This is a genomic window from Corynebacterium sp. HMSC059E07, from assembly GCF_001814395.1.
Taxonomy (GTDB): Bacteria; Actinomycetota; Actinomycetes; order Mycobacteriales; family Mycobacteriaceae; genus Corynebacterium; species Corynebacterium hesseae.
In genome coordinates this window covers 1-341 of record NZ_KV816272.1, presented here as the reverse complement: position 1 = coordinate 341, position 341 = coordinate 1, and the positions used below count along the sequence as shown (strand labels likewise).

The 341-nt window shown below is 48.4% G+C and carries 1 protein-coding gene; it reads right to left on the bottom strand.

The genetic code is table 11. The features are described 5' to 3' along the window. Positions 1–7: 7 nt before the first annotated feature. On the bottom strand, positions 8–341 hold a 334-nt coding region (locus HMPREF2967_RS13055), incomplete at its 5' end, for a hypothetical protein (RefSeq protein ID WP_158014660.1).

Here is a 341-nt window from a genome sequence, read left to right as displayed (position 1 = left end):
GGGAGATTTAGCATTCTGCTGCACCTCCGTGACGAGAAAAACCGCCAAAAACAACAAAAACAACAATTTCTGCCGTTTTTTGTCGAAAGTCTCTGACCTGCACCTTTGTGGAAAAAACAACAAAAACCACCGTCGCGTTCGCGGGCGACACAAGCCCAAGGTCGCCCGCGCGTTTGGGCTGGCAGAAGCGTTTTCCGGCCGTGTTTTTATCGAACACAATTGCAGAAAACAACAAAAACAACAGCAGTTTTGGAAAGTTAAGGGGGCTGGTCAAAGAATGCTGTGAATCTTGGAGATTCCTGGCAGTGAATGCACGCAGGCGTGAATTTAATCCTTGCGGG